The organism is Streptomyces sp. NPDC001933 (assembly GCF_042890955.1).
GTDB lineage: Bacteria > Actinomycetota > Actinomycetes > Streptomycetales > Streptomycetaceae > Streptomyces.
This window is the reverse complement of the sequence record NZ_JBIASS010000001.1, coordinates 1,015,957-1,035,428: the sequence shown is the minus strand read 5'-3', so window position 1 is coordinate 1,035,428 and position 19,472 is coordinate 1,015,957. Positions and strand designations below refer to the sequence as shown.

17 protein-coding genes and 1 pseudogene are annotated in these 19,472 nt (G+C 70.2%); 9 read left to right on the top strand and 9 right to left on the bottom strand.

The window, feature by feature from the left end:
- Positions 1–7 precede the first annotated feature (7 nt).
- The 4 genes from ACFYY7_RS04610 to ACFYY7_RS04595 are packed head-to-tail and all read right to left on the bottom strand — an operon-like array spanning position 8 to position 3,720.
- The gene (locus tag ACFYY7_RS04610) at positions 8–325 is read right to left on the bottom strand and encodes a bifunctional 3-phenylpropionate/cinnamic acid dioxygenase ferredoxin subunit (RefSeq protein WP_148834126.1); all 318 of its coding nucleotides are present in this window, start codon (positions 323–325) and stop codon (positions 8–10) included.
- Positions 325–1,506: a Fe-S cluster assembly protein SufD gene (gene sufD, locus ACFYY7_RS04605; RefSeq protein WP_376635796.1), complete on the bottom strand. Its 1,182-nt coding sequence runs from the start codon at positions 1,504–1,506 to the stop codon at positions 325–327. Before sufD ends, ACFYY7_RS04610 begins: the two co-directional genes overlap by 1 nt.
- 55 nt (positions 1,507–1,561) lie before the next feature.
- Positions 1,562–2,983: a Fe-S cluster assembly protein SufB gene (gene sufB, locus ACFYY7_RS04600; RefSeq protein WP_266736472.1), complete on the bottom strand. Its 1,422-nt coding sequence runs from the start codon at positions 2,981–2,983 to the stop codon at positions 1,562–1,564.
- A complete protein-coding gene (locus ACFYY7_RS04595) occupies positions 2,980–3,720 on the bottom strand; it encodes a helix-turn-helix transcriptional regulator (protein WP_376415417.1) in 741 nt (246 codons plus the stop codon). Before ACFYY7_RS04595 ends, sufB begins: the two co-directional genes overlap by 4 nt.
- A gap of 137 nt (positions 3,721–3,857) precedes the next feature.
- Between ACFYY7_RS04595 and ACFYY7_RS04590 the strand changes: the two genes are divergently transcribed.
- From ACFYY7_RS04590 to ACFYY7_RS04580, 3 genes are all read left to right on the top strand, one after another.
- The gene (locus ACFYY7_RS04590; protein WP_388656896.1) at positions 3,858–4,784 is read left to right on the top strand and encodes an ABC transporter ATP-binding protein; all 927 of its coding nucleotides are present in this window, start codon (positions 3,858–3,860) and stop codon (positions 4,782–4,784) included.
- Positions 4,781–5,548: an ABC transporter permease gene (locus tag ACFYY7_RS04585; protein WP_388656893.1), complete on the top strand. Its 768-nt coding sequence runs from the start codon at positions 4,781–4,783 to the stop codon at positions 5,546–5,548. The genes ACFYY7_RS04590 and ACFYY7_RS04585 overlap by 4 nt, the downstream gene beginning before the upstream one ends.
- Before the next feature lie 99 nt (positions 5,549–5,647).
- Complete coding sequence (locus ACFYY7_RS04580; protein ID WP_376635805.1) at positions 5,648–6,661, top strand: heme A synthase; 1,014 nt, start codon at positions 5,648–5,650, stop codon at positions 6,659–6,661.
- A 99-nt stretch (positions 6,662–6,760) separates the two neighbouring features.
- Here the strand turns inward: ACFYY7_RS04580 and ACFYY7_RS04575 are convergent, their stop codons facing one another.
- Entirely contained in the window at positions 6,761–7,117 is a 357-nt protein-coding gene (locus tag ACFYY7_RS04575; RefSeq protein WP_388656890.1) for a hypothetical protein, read from the bottom strand.
- A gap of 110 nt (positions 7,118–7,227) precedes the next feature.
- Positions 7,228–8,181: a heme o synthase gene (locus ACFYY7_RS04570; RefSeq protein WP_266736482.1), complete on the bottom strand. Its 954-nt coding sequence runs from the start codon at positions 8,179–8,181 to the stop codon at positions 7,228–7,230.
- A 450-nt stretch (positions 8,182–8,631) separates the two neighbouring features.
- On the opposite strand from ACFYY7_RS04570, the gene tkt reads away from it, so the two are divergent.
- From tkt to ACFYY7_RS04540, 6 genes and pseudogenes are all read left to right on the top strand, one after another.
- Positions 8,632–10,734, top strand: coding sequence for a transketolase (gene tkt / locus ACFYY7_RS04565; RefSeq protein ID WP_388656887.1), 2,103 nt, complete (start codon positions 8,632–8,634; stop codon positions 10,732–10,734).
- 34 nt (positions 10,735–10,768) lie between these two features.
- Positions 10,769–11,887, top strand: a complete 1,119-nt coding sequence (gene tal / locus ACFYY7_RS04560) for a transaldolase (RefSeq protein WP_388656885.1) — start codon at positions 10,769–10,771, stop codon at positions 11,885–11,887.
- Positions 11,888–11,892: 5 nt separating this feature from the next.
- Positions 11,893–13,425 (top strand): glucose-6-phosphate dehydrogenase, encoded by a 1,533-nt coding sequence (gene zwf, locus ACFYY7_RS04555; RefSeq protein WP_388656882.1) that lies wholly within the window; start codon positions 11,893–11,895, stop codon positions 13,423–13,425.
- Positions 13,422–14,435, top strand: a complete 1,014-nt coding sequence (gene opcA, locus ACFYY7_RS04550; protein WP_388656879.1) for a glucose-6-phosphate dehydrogenase assembly protein OpcA — start codon at positions 13,422–13,424, stop codon at positions 14,433–14,435. Before zwf ends, opcA begins: the two co-directional genes overlap by 4 nt.
- Positions 14,432–15,214, top strand: coding sequence for a 6-phosphogluconolactonase (gene pgl, locus ACFYY7_RS04545; protein WP_388656876.1), 783 nt, complete (start codon positions 14,432–14,434; stop codon positions 15,212–15,214). Before opcA ends, pgl begins: the two co-directional genes overlap by 4 nt.
- Before the next feature lie 78 nt (positions 15,215–15,292).
- Positions 15,293–15,655, top strand: a pseudogene (locus ACFYY7_RS04540) (VOC family protein).
- A 6-nt stretch (positions 15,656–15,661) separates the two neighbouring features.
- Here the strand turns inward: ACFYY7_RS04540 and ACFYY7_RS04535 are convergent.
- Genes ACFYY7_RS04535 through pgi form a run of 3 tightly spaced genes read right to left on the bottom strand, consistent with a single transcriptional unit; the run spans position 15,662 to position 19,381 of the window.
- Positions 15,662–17,224, bottom strand: a complete 1,563-nt coding sequence (locus ACFYY7_RS04535; protein ID WP_388656874.1) for a PH domain-containing protein — start codon at positions 17,222–17,224, stop codon at positions 15,662–15,664.
- Positions 17,221–17,724, bottom strand: a complete 504-nt coding sequence (locus ACFYY7_RS04530) for a PH domain-containing protein (protein WP_266736494.1) — start codon at positions 17,722–17,724, stop codon at positions 17,221–17,223. Before ACFYY7_RS04530 ends, ACFYY7_RS04535 begins: the two co-directional genes overlap by 4 nt.
- A gap of 4 nt (positions 17,725–17,728) precedes the next feature.
- Positions 17,729–19,381, bottom strand: coding sequence for a glucose-6-phosphate isomerase (gene pgi, locus ACFYY7_RS04525; RefSeq protein ID WP_388656871.1), 1,653 nt, complete (start codon positions 19,379–19,381; stop codon positions 17,729–17,731).
- Between the last annotated feature and the right edge of the window lie 91 nt (positions 19,382–19,472).

Here is a 19,472-nt window from a genome sequence, read left to right as displayed (position 1 = left end):
GGGTGACTCAGGACTCCTGGGTGACGGAGACGAGCACATCGTCCCCTTCGATCTTGACGGGGTATACGGGGACGGGGCGCGTCGCGGGAAGGCCGGACGGCTTGCCGGTGCGCAGGTCGAAGCTGGAGCCGTGCAGCCAGCACTCGATCGAGCAGTCCTCGACCTCGCCCTCGGACAGGGACACGTTCGCGTGCGAGCAGATGTCGTTGATCGCGAACACCTCGCCCTCGGTACGGACGACGGACACCGGGACGCCGTCGAGCTCCACCCGCTTGGGGGTGTCGTCCTCCAGCTCACTCAGCGCACAGGCTTTGACGAAGGCCATCAGACGGAAGCCTTCAGCTCGGCCTCGATCTTCTCCAGCAGCCGCGCCTCGACGTCCGGCAGACCGATCTGCTGGACGAGCTCGGCGAAGAAGCCGCGCACGACGAGCCGGCGGGCCTCCTCGGCGTCGATGCCCCGGGACATCAGGTAGAAGAGCTGCTCGTCGTCGAAGCGGCCGGTCGCCGAGGCGTGGCCGGCGCCGACGATCTCGCCGGTCTCGATCTCCAGGTTCGGCACGGAGTCGACCCGCGCGCCGTCCGTGAGGACGAGGTTGCGGTTCATCTCGTAGGTGTCGGTGCCCTCGGCCTTGGCCTGGATGAGGACGTCACCGATCCACACGGCGTGTGCGCCGTCGCCCTGGAGCGCGCCCTTGTAGGCGGCGTTGGACTTGCAGTGCGGGGTGTTGTGGTCGACCAGGAGGCGGTGCTCCTGGTGCTGGCCCTTGTCGGTGAAGTACAGACCGAAGAGCTCGGCCTCGCCGCCGGTGCCCGCGTAGTTGACGCGCGGGTGGAGGCGGACGAGGTCACCGCCGAAGGTGACGACGATCGACTTGAACGAGGCGTCCCGGCCGACCAGCGCGTTGTGCTGGCCGACGTGGACCGCGGTCTCGTCCCAGTCCTGCACGGAGACGACGGTGAGCTTCGCGCCGTCACCGAGGACGTAGTCCACGTTGGCGGCGAGCACCGCGTCACCGGTGTGATCGATGACGACGACGGCCTCGGCGAAGGCGCCCAGCTCGACGACCTGGTGGCCGTAGGCCACGCCGCCCTCGCCGTGCACCGCGATGCGGATCGGCTCGGTGAGCACGGCCTCCTTGGCGACCGTGACGACGGACGCCTGCTCGAAGGACGTGTACGCCTGGGCGGCGACGCGGTCCACCGGGGTGCCGGCCCTGCCGAGCCGGGAGTCGTCACGGCCGACGGTCTCGACGGTGACGCCCTCGGGGGCCTCGATCGCCACCTTCACACCGCCGCCGGTGGCGACGGCCGTGCCGTCGTGCAGCCCGCGCAGCCGCTCCAGCGGCGTGAACCGCCACTCCTCCTCGCGGCCGTGCGGGACCGGGAAGTCCGCGACGTCGAAGGACGGGGGCGCGCTCATGCGCGTGGCGACGGTCGACTCGGCGGCCACCGCGATGGATCCGGTGGTGGTGGAGCCCGCCGGGATGTTCTGAGCCTCAGCCATGGCTGTCGTAGTGCTCGCTTTCTCTGTCGAAATCGGGGGTCGGTCGTCGGGCCTGCTAGCCGACCGAACCCTCCATCTGCAGCTCGATCAGCCGGTTGAGCTCGAGGGCGTACTCCATCGGCAGCTCCTTCGCGATCGGCTCGACGAAGCCGCGCACGATCATCGCCATCGCCTCGAACTCCGTCAGACCGCGGCTCATCAGGTAGAAGAGCTGGTCCTCGGAGACCTTGGAGACGGTCGCCTCGTGCCCCATCGATACGTCGTCCTCGCGGACGTCGACGTACGGGTAGGTGTCGGAGCGCGAGATCGTGTCGACCAGCAGCGCGTCGCAGAGCACGTTGGACTTCGCGCCCGGTGCGCCCTCGCCGATCTCGATCAGACCGCGGTAGGAGGTACGGCCGCCGCCTCGCGCCACCGACTTGGAGACGATGTTGGAGGAGGTGTTCGGCGCCATGTGGACCATCTTGGCGCCGGCGTCCTGGTGCTGGCCCTCGCCCGCGAAGGCGATGGACAGGGTCTCGCCCTTGGCGTGCTCGCCCATCAGGTAGACGGCCGGGTACTTCATGGTGACCTTGGAGCCGATGTTGCCGTCGACCCACTCCATGGTCGCGCCCTCGTAGGCCACAGCGCGCTTGGTGACCAGGTTGTAGACGTTGTTCGACCAGTTCTGGATCGTCGTGTAGCGGCAGCGGCCGCCCTTCTTCACGATGATCTCGACGACCGCGGAGTGCAGCGAGTCGGAGGAGTAGATCGGGGCGGTGCAGCCCTCGACGTAGTGGACGTAGGCGTCCTCGTCGACGATGATCAGCGTCCGCTCGAACTGGCCCATGTTCTCCGTGTTGATACGGAAGTAGGCCTGGAGCGGGATGTCGACGTGGACACCCTTGGGCACGTAGATGAACGAGCCGCCGGACCACACGGCCGAGTTCAGCGAGGCGAACTTGTTGTCGCCGACCGGGATGACGGTGCCGAAGTACTCCTTGAAGAGCTCCGGGTGCTCCTTCAGCGCGGTGTCGGTGTCCAGGAAGATGACGCCCTGCTCCTCCAGGTCCTCACGGATCTGGTGGTAGACGACCTCGGACTCGTACTGCGCGGCGACACCGGCGACCAGGCGCTGCTTCTCCGCCTCCGGGATGCCGAGCTTGTCGTAGGTGTTCTTGATGTCCTCGGGCAGGTCCTCCCAGGACTCCGCCTGCTTCTCCGTGGACCGCACGAAGTACTTGATGTTGTCGAAGTCGATGCCCGACAAGTCGGAGCCCCAGTTCGGCATGGGCTTCTTGTCGAAGAGGCGCAGGCCCTTGAGGCGCAGCTTCAGCATCCACTCGGGCTCGTTCTTCTTCGCCGAGATGTCGCGGACGACCTCCTCGGAGAGCCCGCGCTTGGCGGCGGCGCCGGCCGCGTCGGAGTCGGCCCAGCCGAATTCGTACGTACCCAGACCCTCGAGCTCAGGGTGGGCAGTCTCCGTAGGGAGCGTCATGCGGGGTTCCTCCCGGCCGTGCTTGCAGATGCTGAATTGGTGGTCTGTGGTGCTGAGTGGCCGCTGCGCGGAATGTACGTCGTGCACACGCCGTCGCCGTGGGCGATGGTGGCCAGACGCTGCACATGCGTCCCGAGGAGGCTGGAGAAGAACTCCGTCTCCGCCTCGCACAGCTGCGGGTACTGCTCGGCGACATGTGCGACCGGGCAGTGGTGCTGGCACAGCTGCTCGCCCTGCTGCGGGCCGGGCGCGCTACGCGCCGTAGCAGCGTACCCGTCGACGGACAGGGCCTTGGCCAGCGCTTCGGTGCGGGCCTCGGGGTCCGCGGCCTCGACCGCCGTGCGGTACGCCTCGGACTGGGCCTCGATCCTGGCGCGGGCGAAAGCGGTGACCGCTTCCTCGCCCGCGGTCTCGGCGATCCAGCGCAGGGCGTCCGCCGCGAGCTTGTCGTAGGACTGGTCGAAGGCGTCCCGGCCGCAGTCGGTGAGGGCGAACACCTTGGCCGGTCGGCCACGGGTCCGCGCCCCGTAGACCCGCTGCTCACGGGCCTCCACGACGCTGTCGGTGACGAGGGCGTCGAGATGGCGGCGGACCGCTGCCTGGGTGAGGCCGAGGCGCTTCGCCAGATCGGCGACGGTGGACGGGCCGTGGTCCAGGATGGAGCGCGCGACCCGGTTGCGCGTCGAGCGCTCTCCGGTCGCGAGTTCCTCCTGCGGAGCCTCGCCAACGTATTTCACAACGCCATTGTTGCGTAATTCATCCGGCCCTGACAACCACGGTCCGAAACGATCTACGGTGCCGTCCATCACTTAGGGTTACCTAATCCGGCCCCGGGAGACGGGGGCCGTTCCACCCCTGCCTAGACTTACCCGCCATGAAGAGCGAGTCCGTCGTACAGCTCCGCGGCCTGGTGAAGCGGTACGGCCCCAAGACCGCTGTGGACGGCCTCGACCTGTGTGTGCGCGCCGGCGCCGTCACCGCCGTCCTCGGCCCCAACGGCGCCGGCAAGACCACCACGATCGAGACCTGCGAGGGCTACCGCCGCCCCGACGCCGGTACGGTGCGGGTCCTCGGCCTCGACCCGGTCGCCGACGCCGCGAGTCTCCGCCCCCGGATCGGCGTGATGCTCCAGTCGGGCGGTGTCTACTCCGGGGCACGCGCCGACGAGATGCTCCGCCACATGGCGAAGCTCCACGCCCACCCGCTGGACGTCGACACCCTGATCGAGCGCCTCGGCCTCGGCGGCTGCGGCCGTACGGCCTACCGGCGGCTCTCCGGCGGCCAGCAGCAGCGGCTCGCCCTGGCGATGGCCGTCGTGGGCCGTCCCGAACTGGTCTTCCTCGACGAGCCGACCGCCGGCCTGGACCCGCAGGCCCGCCGCTCCACCTGGGAGCTCGTGCGCGAGCTGCGCACCGACGGGGTGTCCGTGGTCCTCACCACACACTTCATGGACGAGGCCGAGGAGCTCGCCGACGACGTCGCCGTCATCGACGCGGGCAAGGTCATCGCCCAGGGCAGCCCCGAGACGCTCTGCCGGGGCGGCGCCGAGAACACCCTGCGCTTCACCGGCCGCCCCGGTCTCGACATCGGCTCGCTGCTGAAGGCGCTGCCGGACGGCTCCGAGGCGGCCGAGCTCGTCCCGGGCGCGTACCGCATCTCCGGGGACGTGAACCCGGAGCTGCTGGCCACCGTCACCTCCTGGTGCGCCCAGCACGGAGTGATGCCGTCGGGCATCTCCGTGGAGCGGCACACGCTGGAGGACGTCTTCCTGGAACTGACCGGCAAGGAGCTGCGCGCATGAGCGCCGGTACGTACACCCCCCGGCCCGGCGCCGCCCCGCTGGGCCGCATGATCGCCGCGCAGACCGCCCTGGAGACGCGGATGCTGCTGCGCAACGGCGAGCAGCTGCTGCTGACCGTGATCATCCCGACGCTGCTGCTGGTGCTGTTCAGCGCGGTCGACATCGTGGACACCGGCGCGGGCGAGTCCGTGGACTTCCTGGCACCCGGCATCCTCGCGCTCGCCGTGATGTCCACGGCCTTCACGGGCCAGGCCATCGCCACCGGCTTCGAGCGGCGGTACGGGGTGCTCAAGCGGCTCGCGGCCTCACCGCTGCCGCGCTGGGCGCTGATGACCGCGAAGACCCTCGCGGTGCTGGTCACCGAGGTGCTCCAGGTGGTGCTGCTCACGGTGATCGCGTTCGCGCTCGGCTGGTCGCCGCACGGCAACCCCCTCGCCGTCCTGCTGCTGCTCGTGCTCGGCACGGCGGCCTTCTCCGGGCTCGGGCTGCTGATGGCCGGGACGCTCAAGGCGGAGGCGACGCTCGCGGCGGCCAACCTGGTCTTCCTGCTGCTGCTGGTCGGCGGCGGGGTCATCGTGCCGCTGGACAAGTTCCCGGACGCTGTGCAGTCGGTGCTCGGGCTGCTGCCGATCGCGGCCCTGTCGGACGGTCTGCGGGACGTGCTCCAGCACGGCGCGGCGACGCCCTGGGGCAACCTCGGCGTCCTGGCGGTGTGGGCGGTCCTGGGGCTGGGCGCGGCGGCGAAGTTCTTCCGCTGGGAGTGAGCCCGGCAGCCTCCCGCACGTGAGCGCGCGGACGCGCTCCGTCGACGTTTCGGGGCAACTCGTCCCCCTCGTGAAAGCTTGCACAAGCCGCCGCCTACGATGGTGCGCGTGCCCAAGCTGACCCGAGCCGAAGTCGCTCAAGCCGCGCGGAACCCGCTCCTGTACATCGCCGAGCGATGGACCCCCTCCCCCCGTACGGTCCGCCGTGCGGCCATGTCCGCCGTGGTCATGGCCGTACTCATCGTGGTGACCGGCGGCGCGGTGCGGCTGACCGGCTCCGGCCTCGGCTGCCCGACCTGGCCCAAGTGCACCGACGAGAGCCTCACGGCGACGAGCGAGATGGGCTTCCACGGCGCCATCGAGTTCGGCAACCGGATGCTGACGTACGTGCTGTGCGCGGCCGTCGGCTGGGCGATCATCGCCGCCCGGTCCGCCAAGCCCTGGCGGCGCAGCCTGACGAAGCTCGGCTGGGTGCAGTTCTGGGTGGTCATGGGCAACGCCGTGCTCGGCGGCATCGTGGTGCTGGTCGGCCTCAACCCGTACACCGTCGCGGCACACTTCCTGCTCTCCACGGCGCTGCTCACCGTCGCGATGGTGACCTGGCAGCGGGTCGGCGAGGGCGACGAGGCGCCCCGGCCGCTGGTCGGCAAGGCGGTCTCCCAGCTGACCTGGCTGCTCGCGGTCGCCGCGGGGCTGCTGGTCGCGGTCGGCACCGTGGTCACGGGCGCCGGGCGGCACGCGGGCGACTCCAGCGACGTGCACCGCATCCCGATCGACTGGAAGATGATCGCGCAGCTGCACGCCGATCTGGCGTGGGTCGTGGTGGCGCTGACCGTCGCCCTCTGGTTCGTACTGAAGGCCGTCGACGCACCGGCCGGCCCGCTGCACCGCGCCCGTGACCTCTTCCTGGTGCTGATGGCCCAGGGCGTGATCGGGTACGTGCAGTACTTCACCGACACGCCGGAGATCCTGGTCGGTCTGCACATGCTGGGCTCGTGCCTGGTGTGGATCGCGGTCGTGCGGGTGATCCTGTCGCTGCGCGAGCGCCCCGTGGCCGTGGCCGCGGTGCCCGGCCCCGCCGCCGAGCAGCCGGAGCCCGCGGCGGCCGGCTGACCGCGGCGGCCACTGCTCCCTACGACGCACGACGACGATCGCCGGACGGTTCCGAGAAGGAACCCGTCCGGCGATCGTCGTTGTACGGGGAAGTGCTGGTCAGGCCTTGTCGGAGGGGCCGCCGATCTGGATGCCTGCCATCCGCGTCCACTCGTACGGGCCGGTGCGGACCTTCGCGGCGAACTCTCCGTCGAACTCGTCGTGCATCGTGATCCCGGCCTTGCGCGTGGCGCTCTCGGCGATCGCGTACGTGGGGGCGACCAGATCGCCCCAGCCGCCGTCCTCGCCCACGAGCACGATCCGGGCGCCCCGCTGCCCGATGTAGGCGAGCTGTCCCTCCGCGCCGCCGTGCGCCTTGGCGAAGGCGCCGATCTCCTTGGCGAGCTTCGCCGCCCTGCGCTCCGCGCGGGCCGCCTGCTTGCCGCTCTCCACCTGGGTCTCTGCCGTCTCAGCCATGTTCAGGATGCTACCGACGGGTAGCTCGACGCGCGACGGGCGGGGTACGTGGCTTGGGCCACGTACCCCGCCCGTCGGCAGGAATCGTCAGCAGGAACCGAGCAGCGGGACTACCTCAGGAAGGGGTCGACCGCCACGGCGACGAAGAGCAGGGAGACATAGGTGATGGACCAGTGGAACAGCCGCATCTCCTTGAGCTTGGCCCCGGTCACACCGGCCTTGGCCCGGTTCTGCAGGCCGTGCGCCTCCCAGAGCCAGAACCCGCCGGTCAGCAGCGCCACCGCCGTGTAGAACCAGCCGGTGTAGCCCAGCGGGGTCAGCAGCAGCGAGACGGCCACCATCACCCAGCTGTAGATGACGATCTGGCGGGCCACCACCCGGTTGGACGCGATGACCGGGAGCATCGGGACGCCGACCCGGGCGTAGTCGTCCTTCACCTTCATGGAGAGCGGCCAGTAGTGCGGCGGCGTCCAGAAGAAGATGACGGCAAAGAGGATGACGGCCGCCCACGACATGGAGTTCGTCACGGCCGACCAGCCGATGAGGACCGGCATGCAGCCCGCGATGCCGCCCCAGACGATGTTCTGCGAGGTGCGGCGCTTGAGCAGCATCGTGTAGACGACGACGTAGAACAGCAGCGCACCGAGCGACAGCGCCGCCGACAGCCAGTTGACCAGCAGGCCGAACCAGACCGTCGAGATCGCGGCGAGCGCGAAGCCGAAGGCCAGGCACTCACGCGGGCTCACCATGCCGGTGACCAGCGGGCGCTGCGAAGTACGGTCCATCAGCGCGTCGATGTCGCGGTCGATGTACATGTTCAGCGCGTTGGCACCGCCCGCGGAGAGATATCCGCCGACGGTGGTGGCGAGCACGAGCCACAGGTCGGGCACGCCCTGAGCGGCGAGGAACATCACCGGAACAGTGGTGATCAGCAACAGCTCGATGATCCGCGGCTTGGTCAGCGCCACGAATGCCTTGACACGGGCCCCGAACGGGCGATGGCCCCCTGGGCTGGGAGTCAAGGCGACCCCTGCGGGTCGGGACTCGACGGCCGTCACGCACACCCCTGACAGAGAAATCCCAGCAAGCTCCGGGCGTGAAGGCCCGGTAAAGACTTGCGCGAACCAGACCACTGTAGACGTTGGGGACAGGCCCTCCTTCGCGGGGGTGGGTCGTGTTGAGGAGGCGCGGAAGCAGGGGTCCCGCTCCCCCGTGTCGCGGCACCCGGGCCGCGGTTCCCGCCGTCGTGATACTGCGCGTGACCAGCGACCCCGCCGACCGGAGCGGCACAGAAGTAGGAGGACACGCTCATAGGAGGGCCCATAAGTAAGGAGAAGCGCTCATCGGAGTGGCGCAGAAGTGAGCCGTCGCGCTCATACGGGAGGCGAACTCAGCGGGCCGCCTGCACCCTGGAAAGCAGCGGAAAATGCTTGTTCCGACGGGGGTAGGCTCGACAACGCCCGGTGCGGTCACAGTCACCGGTTTACAACAGTGGAGAGGAGCCCTGACTCAGGGTGAGCACCAAGCCGACCACCACAGATCTCCAGTGGACCGAATTGGACCAGCGGGCCGTGGACACTGTCCGTGTCCTTGCAGCGGACGCCGTACAGAAGGTCGGAAACGGCCACCCTGGTACGGCCATGAGCCTCGCTCCCGCCGCGTACACCCTCTTCCAGAAGGTGATGCGCCACGACCCCGCCGACGCGGACTGGGCCGGACGCGACCGGTTCGTTCTGTCGGCCGGTCACACCAGCCTGACCCTTTACATCCAGCTCTACCTGGCCGGGTACGGCCTGGAGCTCGATGACCTCAAGGCCTTCCGCACCTGGGGCTCGAAGACCCCCGGTCACCCGGAGTACGGCCACACCACCGGCGTCGAGACGACCACGGGCCCGCTGGGCCAGGGTGTCGCCAACGCGGTGGGCATGGCGATGGCCGCCCGCTACGAGCGCGGCCTGTTCGACCCGGACGCAGCCCCCGGCACCTCCCCCTTCGACCACATGGTCTGGGCCGTCGCCGGTGACGGCTGCCTCCAGGAGGGCATCTCCGCCGAGGCGTCCTCGCTGGCCGGTCACCAGAAGCTCGGCAACCTGGTCCTGCTGTGGGACGACAACCACATCTCCATCGAGGGCGACACGGAGACCGCGGTCTCCGAGGACACCCTGAAGCGGTACGAGGCGTACGGCTGGCACGTCCAGCGCGTCGACCAGCTGCCCAACGGCGACCTGGACCCGGCGGGTCTGTACGCGGCGCTCCAGGCAGCAAAGGCCGAGACCGGGCGCCCGTCGTTCATCGCGGCCCGCTCGATCATCGCCTGGCCCGCTCCGCACGCCCAGAACACCGAGGCCTCGCACGGCTCGGCGCTCGGCGCCGAAGAGGTCGCGGCGACCAAGCGGGTCCTCGGCTTCGACCCGGAGAAGACCTTCGAGGTCGCCGACGAGGTCATCGCCCACACCCGTGAGGCGCTGGACCGCGGCCGCGAGGCCAAGGGCGAGTGGGAGAAGAGCTTCGCCGCGTGGCGCACCGCCAACCCGGAGCGCGCCGCCGAGTTCGACCGGATCTCCGCCGGCGAGCTGCCCGCGGGCTGGGAGGACAGGCTCCCGGTCTTCGAGCCGGGCAAGGGTGTCGCCACCCGCGCCGCCTCCGGCAAGGTGCTCCAGGCACTCGGCGAGATCATCCCCGAGCTGTGGGGCGGCTCCGCCGACCTCGCGGGCTCGAACAACACCACGATCGACAAGACGTCGTCGTTCCTCCCGGTGGGCAACCCGCTGCCGGGCGCGGACCCGTACGGCCGCACGATCCACTTCGGCATCCGCGAGCACGCCATGGCCGCCGCCATGAACGGCATCGCGCTGCACGGCAACACCCGTATCTACGGCGGCACCTTCCTGGTGTTCTCCGACTACATGCGCAACGCCGTGCGCCTGTCCGCGCTGATGCACCTTCCGGTGACGTACGTGTGGACGCACGACTCGATCGGTCTCGGCGAGGACGGCCCGACCCACCAGCCGGTGGAGCACCTGGCCTCGCTGCGCGCCATCCCGGGCCTGAACATCGTCCGCCCGGCCGACGCCAACGAGACCTCCATCGCCTGGCGCGAGATCCTGCGCCGCTACACCAAGGTGTTCGGCAAGGGCGCCCCGCACGGCCTGGCGCTGACCCGCCAGGGCGTTCCGACGTACGAGGCGAACGAGGACGCGGCCAAGGGCGGTTACGTGCTCTTCGAGGCCGAGGGGTCCGACGGGCAGAGCACAGAGCCGCAGGTGCTGCTGATCGGCACCGGCTCCGAGGTGCACCTCGCGGTCGAGGCGCGCGAGGAGCTCCAGGCGGCCGGCATTCCGACCCGGGTGGTCTCGATGCCGTCGGTCGAGTGGTTCGAGGAGCAGGACCAGGCGTACAAGGACAGCGTTCTGCCGCCGTCCGTGAAGGCGCGCGTCGCGGTCGAGGCCGGCATCGGTCTGACCTGGTACCGCTACGTCGGTGACGCCGGCCGGATCGTGTCGCTGGAGCACTTCGGTGCCTCGGCCGACGCCAAGGTCCTCTTCCGCGAGTTCGGCTTCACCGGCGAGCACGTCGCCGCCGCCGCGCGGGAATCTCTCGCCGCAGCCGCGCGCTGACGCCGATATACGACTAGTAGGAGATGCAATTCTCATGACAGACGCACTCAAGCGCCTCTCCGACGAGGGCGTGGCGATCTGGCTCGATGACCTGTCGCGCAAGCGGATCACCTCCGGCAATCTCGCCGAGCTGATCGACCAGCAGCACGTCGTGGGCGTCACCACCAACCCGTCGATCTTCCAGAAGGCGATCTCCTCTGGCGACGGGTACGAGCAGCAGCTCACCGACCTCGCCACCCGCAAGGTCACCGTCGACGAGGCCATCCGCATGATCACCACGGCCGACGTGCGGGACGCGGCGGACATCCTGCGCCCGGTCTTCGACGCCACGGACGGCCAGGACGGCCGGGTCTCCATCGAGGTCGACCCCCGTCTGGCCCACCACACCGCGGCCACCGTCGCCGAGGCCAAGCAGCTGGCATGGCTGGTGGACCGGCCCAACACGCTCATCAAGATCCCGGCGACGAAGGCCGGCCTCCCGGCGATCACCGAGGTCATCGGCAAGGGCATCAGCGTCAACGTCACGCTGATCTTCTCGCTGGAGCGCTACCGCGAGGTCATGGACGCCTACCTGGCGGGCCTGGAGAAGGCGAAGGCCGCGGGCCTGGACCTCTCCCTGATCCACTCGGTGGCCTCGTTCTTCGTGTCCCGCGTGGACACCGAGATCGACAAGCGCCTGGACACCGTCGGCACCGACGAGGCCAAGGCCCTCAAGGGCAAGGCGGCGCTCGCCAACGCCCGGCTCGCCTACCAGGCGTACGAAGAGGTCTTCGCCTCGGAGCGCTGGGCCGCCCTGGACAAGGCGCAGGCCAACAAGCAGCGTCCGCTGTGGGCCTCGACCGGCGTCAAGGACCCCGCGTACAAGGACACCCTGTACGTCGTCGACCTGGTCGCCCCCGGCACGGTGAACACCATGCCCGAGGCCACCCTGGACGCCACGGCGGACCACGGGGAGGTCACCGGCAACACGATCGCCGGCACGTACGAGCAGGCCCGCGCCGAGCTCGACGCCGTGGCGAAGCTCGGGATCTCCTACGCCGACGTCGTCCAGCTCCTTGAGGACGAGGGCGTCGAGAAGTTCGAGGCGTCCTGGATCGACCTGCTCAATTCGACCGAGGCGGAGCTCAAGCGCCTCGCTCCTTCGGAGGGCTGACCACCTTGTCTGGTGTTCCCGGAGCCAATCCGCTTCGTGACCCCCAGGACCGACGGCTCCCGCGCATCGCGGGGCCGTCGGGTCTGGTGATCTTCGGAGTCACGGGCGATTTGTCCCGTAAAAAGCTGATGCCCGCCGTGTACGACCTGGCCAATCGCGGCCTGTTGCCGCCGGGCTTCTCCCTCATCGGTTTCGCGCGCCGCGAGTGGCAGGACGAGGACTTCGCACAAGAGGTCCACGACGCCGTCAAGCAGCACGCCCGTACGCCGTTCCGCGAGGAGGTCTGGCAGCAGCTCATCCAGGGGATGCGCTTCGTCCAGGGCAACTTCGACGACGACGATGCCTTCGAGCACCTGAAGAACACGATCCAGGAGCTGGACAAGGCGCAGGGCACGGGAGGCAACTTCGCCTTCTACCTGTCCGTGCCGCCGAAGTTCTTCCCCAAGGTCGTCCAGCAGCTCAAGAAGCACGGCCTCGCGGACCAGAAGGAGGGCTCCTGGCGGCGTGCCGTCATCGAGAAGCCCTTCGGCCACGACCTGAAGAGCGCACAGGAGCTCAACCAGATCGTGCACGACGTCTTCCCGCCCAACGAGGTCTTCCGGATCGACCACTACCTGGGCAAGGAGACGGTCCAGAACATCCTGGCGCTGCGGTTCGCCAACACGATGTTCGAGCCGATCTGGAACAGGTCGTACGTCGACCACATCCAGATCACGATGGCCGAGGACATCGGCATCGGCGGCCGGGCCGGCTACTACGACGGCATCGGCGCCGCCCGTGACGTCATCCAGAACCACCTGCTCCAGCTGCTGGCGCTGACCGCGATGGAGGAGCCCGGCTCCTTCCATCCGAAGGCGCTGGTCGCCGAGAAGCTCAAGGTGCTCACGGCGGTGGAACTGCCGGAGGACCTGGGCAAGCACACGGTGCGCGCCCAGTACGAGCACGCGTGGCAGGGCGGCGAGGAGGTCCGCGGCTACCTCGAAGAGGACGGCATCGACCCCAAGTCGAAGACCGACACCTACGCCGCGATCAAGCTGACGATCAACAACCGCCGCTGGGCGGACGTGCCGTTCTACCTCCGTACCGGAAAGCGGCTCGGCCGCCGGGTCACGGAGATCGCGGTCGTCTTCAAGCGGGCCCCGTACCTGCCCTTCGAGTCCGGCGCCACCGAGGAACTGGGCGGCAACGCCCTGGTCATCCGGGTGCAGCCGGACGAGGGCGTGACCGTGCGGTTCGGCTCCAAGGTGCCCGGCACCTCGATGGAGGTCCGGGACGTCACGATGGACTTCGCGTACGGCGAGTCCTTCACGGAGTCCAGCCCGGAGGCCTACGAGCGGCTCATCCTCGATGTGCTGCTCGGCGACGCCAACCTCTTCCCCCGGCACCAGGAGGTCGAACTCTCCTGGAACATCCTCGACCCGATCGAGCAGTACTGGGACAAGCACGGCAAGCCCGCCCAGTACCCGGCGGGTTCCTGGGGTCCGGCCGAGGCCGACGAGATGCTCGCACGAGACGGACGGAGCTGGCGCCGGCCATGAAGATCGATCTGACGGAGACCACTTCCAGCAAGATCAACCAGGCGCTGGTCTCGGCCCGCCGTGCCATCGGCACGCCGGCCATCGGCATGGTGCTCACCCTGGTCATCGTCACCGACGAGGAGAACGCGTACGACGCGCTCAAGTCGGCCGGTGACGCCTCGCGCGAGCACCCTTCGCGGATCATCGCGGTGATCAAGCGGGTCAGCCGCTCGCCGCGCAGCCGCCGGGACGCCCGGCTCGACGCCGAGGTGCGGGTCGGTTCCGACGCGGGCACCGGCGAGACGGTCGTGCTGCGTCTCCACGGCGAGCTGGTCAACCACGCCCAGTCGGTGGTGCTGCCGCTGCTGCTGCCGGACGCCCCGGTCGTGGTCTGGTGGCCCGAGGGCGCGCCCGCCGACCCGGCGAAGGACCCGCTGGGCGCGCTCGCCCAGCGCCGGATCACGGACGCGTACTCGGCGGAGCACCCGGGCCAGGAGCTGGCGATCCGCGCCGACTCGTACACCCCGGGCGACACCGATCTGGCGTGGACCCGCATCACGCCGTGGCGCTCGATGCTGGCGGCCTCGCTCGACCAGCAGTCCGCCCAGGTCGTCTCGGCGACGGTCGAGGGCGAGTCGGAGAACCCGAGCTGCGAGCTGCTCGCCATGTGGCTCGCGGACCGGCTCGGGGTTCCGGTGGAGCGCACCGTCTCCGCCGGTCCCGGTCTGACGGCCGTGCGGATGGAGACCAAGAACGGCACCATCGTCCTGGACCGTCCCGACGGTTCGCTGGCCACGCTCTCGATGCAGGGCCAGCCGGACCGCGCGGTGGCGCTCAAGCGGCGGGACACCGCCGAGCTGCTCGCCGAGGAGCTGCGCCGTCTGGACCCGGACAACACGTACGCGGCGACGGTGAAGTTCGGCGTGGAGAAGCTCGGCGGACCGGCAAAGCCGAAGCCGGCCGAGCCCGCGGCGGACGCCGCCCCGGCCGCCGCGAAGAAGACCGCGGCCAAGAAGGCGGCGTCGAAGTGAGTGCTCCTCAACTTGTCGTGCACCGCGACAAGGAGCTGATGGCGCTGGCCGCCGCGGCCCGGCTGATCACGAAGATCGTGGACGCCCAGACCGCACGCGGCTACGCCTCGGTGGTCCTCACCGGCGGGCGCAACGGCAACGGCCTGCTGGCCGCGCTCGCCGCCGCGCCCGCCCGGGACGCGATCGACTGGTCGCGGCTCGATCTGTGGTGGGGCGACGAGCGGTTCCTGCCCGAGGGCGATCCGGAGCGCAATGTCACGCAGGCCCGCGAGGCCCTGCTGGACTCGGTGGAGCTTGACCCGTCCCGGGTGCACGCGATGCCCGCCTCGGACGGCCCCTGGGGCAACGACGCCGACGCGGCGGCCGCCGCGTACGCCGGGGAGCTGGCCGCCGCGGCCGGTCCCGAGGACCACGGTCCGGTGCCGACGTTCGACGTGCTGATGCTGGGCGTCGGCCCGGACACACATGTCGCGTCGCTCTTCCCGGAGCTGCCCGCGGTACGGGAGACCGAGCGCACCGTCGTCGGTGTGCACGGCGCCCCCAAGCCGCCGCCCACCCGGATCTCGCTCACGCTGCCGGCGATCCGGGCGGCGCGCGAGGTGTGGCTGCTCGCCGCCGGCGAGGACAAGGCGGAGGCCGCGGAGATCGCGCTGTCGGGTGCCGGGGAGATCCAGGCCCCGGCGGCCGGCGCGTACGGGCGCAGCCGCACGCTGTGGCTGCTGGACGCGGCGGCGGCCTCCCGGCTGCCGCGCGCGCTGTATCCGCCCGCCTCGCCCTGACCGTACGTCAGCACGGTTGCGCACAGGCCCGGTTCGCTCCTCGGAGCGGCCGGGCCTGTCGCGTGAAAGGATCGCGCCATGGTGCGTATCGGGACCGTGGTGATGGGCGCGTCGGACGTACGGCGCGCGACGGCGTTCTAGAAGGCGGCGCTCGGCTACGTGGAGCGTGAGCCGGCGACGGACGACGACTGGGTGGTGCTGGTCCCGGCCGAGGGGCCCGGCGTCGGCCTGGCTCTGGACCTCAGCGGTACGCCCGTGCAGGAGGTCCCCCGGGTCCACCTCGACCTCTGCACCGAGGAGCAGGACGCCGAGGTGGACCGGCTGATCGCGCTCGGCGCGCTGCGGGTGGACTGGGATCTGTACCCGGACGACCCGGACTTCGTCGTACTGGCGGACCCCGAGGGCAACAGATTCTGCGTCATCGACACCACGCACGCCTGACCGGGCTCACCCGGCGGGCGGGACGCGCTCCAGGAAGGGCTCCAGCAGACCGGGCACGGCCTTCGCGGCGAAGTCGAGGCCCTCGCGCGCGTCCGTGTCGTACGCCGTGTACGCACCCGCTCCGGCGGCCGTCGTCGCGGTGACGCTCAGGACCCCGGACCGCCGCTGGAAATACGTCTGCCGGAGCGTCCAGCCGATGACTCCGGCCCGCTCCAGCACGGCGGTCGAGCGCCGGACCGTGCCCGACCTCACCACCAGGTAGTCGCCGCTGACGGCGTGCCCGAGGCCGCGGTAGGCGTCGCGGGCCAGGAACACCCCGGCCGGCAGCCCCGCGACGGCGCAGCCGAGCGCGATCCAGAGCAGTACGGGTGTCAGCAGCGCGCCCAGGAGAGCCAGCACCGCCGCCGGGACCAGGACGGCCCAGAACGCCCGGCGCAGCCTGCGGCCGCGGGCGGCGCGGGGGTGGCCGGTCAGCGGGGCGCCGGTCGGGGACGTGGTCTCACGCAGCACGTCGGCGGCCACCGCGTCGGCGACGGGCCTGGGCGCGGCGGGCAGCAGGGTGTTGTGGTCGCCGTGCTGTTCCTCGTCGTCCTTGGCCAGTCCGGTGGTGATCGCGTCGACCCGGGCCGCGCCGAACGTCCTGATGCCGAGCGGTTCAACGAGCTCGACCCCGCGCAGCCGCCGTTCCTCGATGGAGACGGACCGGGAGGTCAGCAGTCCGCGCCGGATGCGCAGAGTGCCGCCGGGCTCGCGCTCCAGCCGGTAGTTCCACCACATCTCGACCCACAGGCCGAGCGCGCCGACGACACCGGCGGCCACCGCGGCGACGACGAGGATCATGATCATGGCGGTCAGCGAGGTGTCCCGGAAGCGCTCGCCGATCCACTCGATCACCTGCCCCTGTGCCCCGAACCAGTCGCTGACCTGCATCACCGCACCGGCCGCCGCACCGCCGAGCGCGGGGGCGACGAAGGAGACCGGTGCGTAGCGGATCCAGCGCGGGTCGAGGGCGACGAGCTCGCCCTCGCGGTGGGTGCCCGGGGTGCCGGTGGCCGTACGTTCCAGCAGTTCGCGGCGGAGCCGTTCGCCCTCGGCCCTGGGGACCGGGTCGAGCTCCAGGGTGGAGTCGTTGCCGGAGTGCTCTCCGGTGCCGATGCGGACGGTGACCAGGCCGAGTACCCGTTGCAGCAGATGGGCGGTGAGGTCGACGCTGCGGATGCGCTCCCGGGCCAGTGAGCGCTTCTTGACCAGGAACAGCCCGGTGTGGAGGTCGACCCGCTCGCCACCGACGCGGTATCGGGTACGGCGCCACCGTACGTAGTCGCCGGCCGCCGCGGAGCCGATCAGCAGGACCGAGCCGACGAGGACCCAGGCGACGGCGGCGGCGAGGCCGAACCGCCCGGACAGGCCGAGCGTGGTGGGAACGGCCGCGCCGGCCGCCACCCCGGCCGTGACGAGTGCGCTGACCAGGACCGTGCGCCGGTCCAGCCGCCGCCAGCCGACGGAGGTGGCCGTGCCGGGCTCCTGAGCCGGGCCCCGGCCTTCCGAGAGCGCCGTCCCGGGGCTCATGTGGCGTCCCCGGGGGTGGCCTGGGTGATCCGGGTAAGCCGCTCGGCCAGCCCGGCCGCCGTTTCGTGGTCGAGGCCCTCGATCCGGACCGCGCCCCTGGCCGACGCGGTGGTCACGGTGACCGTGGCGAGCCGGTACAGCTGTTCGAGCGGTCCGCGCACGGTGTCCACGGTCTGGATCCGGGACATCGGGGCGATCCGCCACTCCTGCCGGAAGACCCCGGTCCTGACGTACACCGCTTCGTCGGTGACCTCCCAGCGGTGGGTGCGGAACCACCACGAGGGGAGGAGGACGGCGCAGCCGGTGCCGAGGACCGCGAGGACCGCGGCGGCCGTCAGCAGCCAGAACCGGGCGGGCCCGATGAACGCGCCCAGCACCGCCAGGACGGCCACGGGGGCGGCGGTCAGCAGCAGCCACTGGGCCCGCCACCACCCCACGGCCCTCGGGTCCAGCGTGTTGTTCGGCGGCCGCAGCCGCACCGTCCCCTCCCCCGTGGTCATCGGCTCAGCGCCCCCGGCGGGCGCGGTACGCGTCGACGAGCGCGGCGGTCGAACTGTCCAGCTGCTCGCCCCCCTTGCCCTCGGTGAGCACCGGTTCGATCTTCTTGGCGAGGACCTTGCCCAGCTCGACGCCCCACTGGTCGAAGGAGTCGATGTTCCAGACGGCGCCCTGGACGAAGACCTTGTGCTCGTACAGCGCGATCAGCTGGCCGAGGACGGACGGGGTCAGCCGGTCGGCGAGGATCGTCGTCGTCGGGTGGTTGCCCAGGAAGGTCTTGTGCGGCACCAGTTCCTCGGCGACGCCCTCGGCCCGGACCTCGTCCGGCGTCTTGCCGAAGGCCAGCGCCTGGGTCTGGGCGAAGAAGTTGGCCATCAGCAGATCGTGCTGGGCGACCAGACCGGGCAGCAGGTCGGCGACCGGCTCGGCGAAGCCGATGAAGTCGGCCGGGATGACCTTGGTGCCCTGGTGGATCAGCTGATAGTAGGCGTGCTGTCCGTTGGTGCCGGGGGTGCCCCAGACGACCGGTCCGGTCTGCCAGTCGACCGGATTGCCGTCCCGGTCCACGGACTTGCCGTTGGACTCCATGTCCAGCTGCTGCAAGTACGCGGTGAACTTGGACAGATAGTGGCTGTAAGGCAGCACCGCGTGCGACTGGGCGTCGAAGAACGCGCCGTACCAGACGCCCAACAGCCCCATCAGCATGGGGACGTTGGATTCGACGGGGGCGGTGCGGAAGTGCTCGTCGACGAGGTGGAAACCGTCGAGCATCTCGCGGAACCGGTCCGGGCCGATGGCGATCATCAGCGAGAGGCCGATGGCGGAGTCGTACGAGTAGCGCCCGCCGACCCAGTCCCAGAACTCGAACATGTTGGCGGTGTCGATGCCGAAGTCCGCGACCTTCCCGGCATTCGTGGACAGCGCCACGAAGTGCTTGGCGACCGCGTCCTGATCGGCCCTCAGACCGGTCAGCAGCCAGTTGCGGGCCGAGGTGGCGTTGGTGATCGTCTCGATCGTGGTGAAGGTCTTCGACGCGATGACGAAGAGCGTCTCGGCCGGGTCGAGATCGCGCACCGCCTCGTGGAGGTCGGCGCCGTCGACGTTCGACACGAAGCGGACGGTGAGATCGCGGTCCGTGAAGGAGCGCAGCACCTCGTACGCCATGGCGGGGCCGAGGTCGGAACCGCCGATGCCGATGTTGACGACGTTCTTGATGCGCTTGCCGGTGTGGCCGGTCCACTCCCCCGACCTGACGCGGTCGGAGAACGCCGCCATCCGGTCGAGCACGGCGTGCACACCCGGCACCACGTTCTCGCCGTCGACCTCGATCACCGCGTCGCGCGGGGCACGCAGCGCGGTGTGCAGAACGGCGCGGTCCTCGGTGGTGTTGATCTTCTCGCCGCGGAACATCGCGTCCCGCAGCCCGGCCACCCCGGTGGCCGCGGCGAGCTCGCGCAGCAGCCGCAGCGTCTCGTCGGTGACCAGGTGCTTGGAGCAGTCGACGTACAGATCGCCGACCGTCAGGGTGTATTCGGTGCCGCGCTCCGGATCGTCCGCGAAGAGCTGCCGCAGATGGGTCGTCCCGAACTGCTCGCGGTGCTTGCCCAGAGCTGTCCACTCGGGCGTCTGGTTGAGCCTGGTTCGGCTTCGTGTGTTCATCCCGGAAATCAGCCCAATTCTTCTCGTGCCTGCAGATGCCCCGCTGCACCTACAAACCTAATTGATCAGAAGGGCCGACGAGGCAATGGAG

Coding starts and splice junctions, on each gene's coding strand:
- ACFYY7_RS04590 (WP_388656896.1), top strand. CDS start 3,858: ATGAAGAGCGAGTCCGTCGTACAGCTCCGCGGCCTGGTGAAGCGGTAC.
- pgi (WP_388656871.1), bottom strand. CDS start 19,381: ATGAACACACGAAGCCGAACCAGGCTCAACCAGACGCCCGAGTGGACA.
- sufD (WP_376635796.1), bottom strand. CDS start 1,506: ATGGCTGAGGCTCAGAACATCCCGGCGGGCTCCACCACCACCGGATCC.
- tal (WP_388656885.1), top strand. CDS start 10,769: ATGACAGACGCACTCAAGCGCCTCTCCGACGAGGGCGTGGCGATCTGG.
- ACFYY7_RS04580 (WP_376635805.1), top strand. CDS start 5,648: ATGGTGCGCGTGCCCAAGCTGACCCGAGCCGAAGTCGCTCAAGCCGCG.
- ACFYY7_RS04575 (WP_388656890.1), bottom strand. CDS start 7,117: ATGGCTGAGACGGCAGAGACCCAGGTGGAGAGCGGCAAGCAGGCGGCC.
- ACFYY7_RS04610 (WP_148834126.1), bottom strand. CDS start 325: ATGGCCTTCGTCAAAGCCTGTGCGCTGAGTGAGCTGGAGGACGACACC.
- ACFYY7_RS04530 (WP_266736494.1), bottom strand. CDS start 17,724: ATGACCACGGGGGAGGGGACGGTGCGGCTGCGGCCGCCGAACAACACG.
- ACFYY7_RS04585 (WP_388656893.1), top strand. CDS start 4,781: ATGAGCGCCGGTACGTACACCCCCCGGCCCGGCGCCGCCCCGCTGGGC.
- sufB (WP_266736472.1), bottom strand. CDS start 2,983: ATGACGCTCCCTACGGAGACTGCCCACCCTGAGCTCGAGGGTCTGGGT.
- ACFYY7_RS04535 (WP_388656874.1), bottom strand. CDS start 17,224: ATGAGCCCCGGGACGGCGCTCTCGGAAGGCCGGGGCCCGGCTCAGGAG.
- opcA (WP_388656879.1), top strand. CDS start 13,422: ATGAAGATCGATCTGACGGAGACCACTTCCAGCAAGATCAACCAGGCG.